Annotated in this window: 2 protein-coding genes; both read left to right on the forward strand. The window is 65.7% G+C overall.

What is annotated here, in order from left to right:
- The first annotated feature begins 836 nt into the window (after positions 1–836).
- Positions 837–2,054: an FAD-dependent monooxygenase gene (locus Ato02nite_RS50695; RefSeq protein WP_213013928.1), complete on the forward strand. Its 1,218-nt coding sequence runs from the start codon at positions 837–839 to the stop codon at positions 2,052–2,054.
- Between the two features lie 89 nt (positions 2,055–2,143).
- Positions 2,144–3,424, forward strand: a complete 1,281-nt coding sequence (locus Ato02nite_RS50700) for an IS256 family transposase (RefSeq protein ID WP_213013929.1) — start codon at positions 2,144–2,146, stop codon at positions 3,422–3,424.
- Positions 3,425–3,617: the final 193 nt, after the last annotated feature.

The following is a 3,617-nucleotide window of genomic DNA, read 5'->3' on the forward strand; positions in this document are numbered from 1 at the left end:
ATCCCACTCTCAAACACTCACTAAGAGCACCCGTGGAGATTGCGCGGCGTTGGGCATCGCGGAGCCGTTGCGGAAGGGTGCCGGGTTGATGGGTGGTTCGGATACGGCCCGAGGCGGGTTCACGACGACGGTCGAGCGGTGGGTCGAGGTACACCGGTTGGCGGTGGCAGGCCGCGAACCGGTGATCGCCCGAGACGTCGGAGGCAGCGTTGCCGAATCGCGGGATCCGACGGCGACGCCGGCGACGGCGGGGAGACAGAGGCCGCTGGAGGCGCGGACTCCGACTCCTCGCAGTACGCGTCCACCGCCCCCGGCGATCCCGCAAGCGACACCAGCGGTGCGTACCGCGGTTTCCCCTAGCGCCTGAGCCCGCGCGGTCCCGTCCAGCGCAAGGTAGTCGGCGCACAGGTTCGCGGCGGACGGTACGGGGCCGTCACCGGAGGGCGGCATCCTCGCCGCGGAGCTCCCGTGGCCGGCCGGGCCGCGGCGGCGCGCAGCAGCCGGGACAGCCGCCGCAGGCGCCACGTTCGCGCGACATCGGCCCGGCCTTCGAGCAGACGCTCCAGGTCGTCGTCGTCGTCGCGAATGTCCGCAGGCATTACACCCCTACTAGCCGCCGATGTCACATCGTGATCCGCGAGGTCAACACTTGATCACGGCGACGCCCGGCCGGTTGCCCGGCGGCCACAGCCCACGACGCCTCAATGAGGCGGTCGTAGTCAGCTCCCGATCGGGTGAACCAAGTCGACGGCAGCGACGATCGCCGTCGCCGATGGCCCTGCCGACGAGGAACTTGGACCGTATCGGCCCAGCGGGTCGGTGCATAAGGTCATCGGATGCCAACCACTACCGATGTGCTGATATCCGGCGCCGGCGTGGCCGGTCCGACCCTGGCCTACTGGCTGCATCGCTACGGCTTCCGACCTACCGTCGTCGAGCGTACGCCGGCCGAGCGGCTGGGTGTCGGCGGCCACTCCGTGGACCTGTTCGGCCCGGCCGTGGAGGTGGCGGAGCGGATGGGGCTGCTGCCCGCAGTGCTCGCCGCCCGCACCGGCACCGAGGTCGTCTCGTTCGAGCGGCCGGGGCGGTCCCCGATCGTCGTCGACCTTGCCCGCATGGTGGCCGGTATCTCCGACCGGCACGTCGAAATCATGCGCGGCGAGCTGACGTCGATCCTGCTCGGCGCAACGCGCGACCACGTCGAGTACGTGGCAGGCGATTCGATTCGCGCACTGGCGCAGGATGGCGACGGCGTCCAAGTCACGTTCGAGCACGGGCCGCCGCGCACCTTCGCGCTGGTGGTCGGCGCGGACGGGCTCCACTCGAACGTCCGGCGGCTGACCTTCGGCGAGGAGTCCAGCTTCCGCCAGTACATCGGGGGCCACCTGGCGATCTTCACCGTGCCCAACTATCTCGGCCTGCGCGGGCGGGTGCTCAACTACAACACCCCCGGCAAGGTTGTCGGAATGTACCCGCTCAGCGACTACCGTGAACTGCGCGCCGGCATGCTGTTCCGGCGCGACGAGCCGTTCGGCGATGACCACCGGGGCGTCGAGCAGCAGAAAAGCCTGCTGCGCGAGACGTTCGCGCGAGATGGGTGGGAGGTGCCGCGCCTGCTGGCCGAGCTCGACGACGCCGCCGACTTCTACTTCGACTCGATCAGCCAGATCGTCATGGAGACCTGGTCGGACGGCCGGATCACGCTGGTCGGTGACGCCGGCTACTCGCCAGGCCCGGCGGTCGGTGGCGGCACGAGCGTGGCAATGGTCGGGGCATACGTACTCGCAGGCGAACTGCACGCGGCCGGCGGCGACCACATCCGGGCGTTCCGCGGCTACGAGGACCGCATGCGCGACTTCGTCCGGCTCGCCCGCACGATCGGCCCGACGACGATGAAGTCACTCATCCCCGCCACTGCCTCACAGGTCTGGCTGATGCCGCGTCTTATCCGATTGGTGACGCGGCTGCCTGTACCGTTGCAACGCAGACTGTCGACCTTGCAGGGTGACCCGGCCCGGGCGCTCGCCGCGATCACCGTCGAAAACTACGATTGACGGGACTGTTCCACGAACGGTGTTTCTGGCCCGATTCGCCGGATTTTGGTCCGGCGGGATGGGCACTGTGAGTAATGACCGCAGAGATCGTGAGTCCACGGAAGAACACCCGCGCCAAAGGTCGCACACTGTCGCCTGAGCAGGCCGCAGCGGCGGCCATGGTGGCCGAGGCCCGGCAGCGCGGACTCGAGCTGACCGGCCCGGACGGGTTGTTGAAACTGTTCACCAAGAATGTCCTCGAGACGGCATTGAACGAGGAGATGACCGAACACCTCGGTCACGATAAGAACCAGGCCGAAGAAGGCCGCGAGTCGACAAATGTGCGCAACGGCGCCCGGCCGAAGACGGTGATCTCGGACGCGGCCGGCGAAGTCTCCATTGATGTCCCGCGTGATCGTGAAGGGACGTTCGAGCCGCAGATCGTCAAGAAACGGCAACGCAGGCTCGGTGAAGTCGACGAAATGGTGTTGTCGTTGTACGCGAAAGGATTGACCACCGGGGAGATCTCGGCACATTTCGCGGAAATCTACGGCGCGTCAATTTCCAAGGAAACCGTTTCGCGGATCACCGACAAAGTGGTGGCCGAAATGACGGAATGGACATCGCGGCCACTCGACGCCATGTACGCCGCCGTGTTCATCGACGCCATCGTGGTCAAGGTACGTGACGGCCAGGTCGCCAACCGGCCTGTCTACGCGGCCATCGGGGTCACCGCAGACGGCCGCAAGGACGTCCTGGGGCTCTGGGCCGGTGTAGGCGGCGAGGGCGCCAAGTTCTGGATGAGCGTCCTGATCGACCTGAAGAACCGCGGCGTACGCGACGTGCTTTTCCTCGTCTGCGACGGGCTGAAAGGACTACCCGGAGTAGTCGAGAGCGTATGGCCGCTGACCATCGTTCAGACCTGCATCATTCATCTGATCCGCAATACGTTCCGCCTGACCTCACGCAACGACAGCGACGCCATCAAGCGAGACATCAAACTGATTTACACCGCACCGAACGCCGACGCGGCACTCGCCGCGCTCGAAGAATTAGAAGAGAAATGGGGAACCAAATACCGGGCAATGATCCAATTGTGGCGAAACGCGTGGAACGAGTTCATTCCGTTCCTCGACTACGACGTCGAAATCCGGACCGTGATTTGCTCGACCAACGCCATCGAATCGTTGAACGCCCGCTACCGCCGTGCTATCCGGGCACGCGGACATTTCCCGACCGAACAAGCCGCGATGAAATGCCTGTATCTTGTGACCCGCAGCCTGGACCCCACCGGGACCGGCCGCACTCGATGGACGATCCGTTGGAAACCTGTACTCAACGCCTTCGCCATCACGTTCGGTGACCGCTGGCCGGCCGCCGAAAGCTACTAACCAATGCCAGAAACACCGTTCGCGTTACGGACCCCGATTGACTGACATGAGCGGGCCGTTGCGCACCTCCTTCGCCCTGTAGCCCATGCTCTATCTGTCGGATCGGTGAGGGCTGGCAGCACACGGTCGCGAATGCGCTGCGAAGTAAGTAGTGCCTGAAGGGTGGAGCCTTTGATCTTCCCCGGGTTCCGTG

The organism is Paractinoplanes toevensis, from assembly GCF_018332695.1.
Lineage (GTDB): Bacteria > Actinomycetota > Actinomycetes > Mycobacteriales > Micromonosporaceae > Actinoplanes > Actinoplanes toevensis.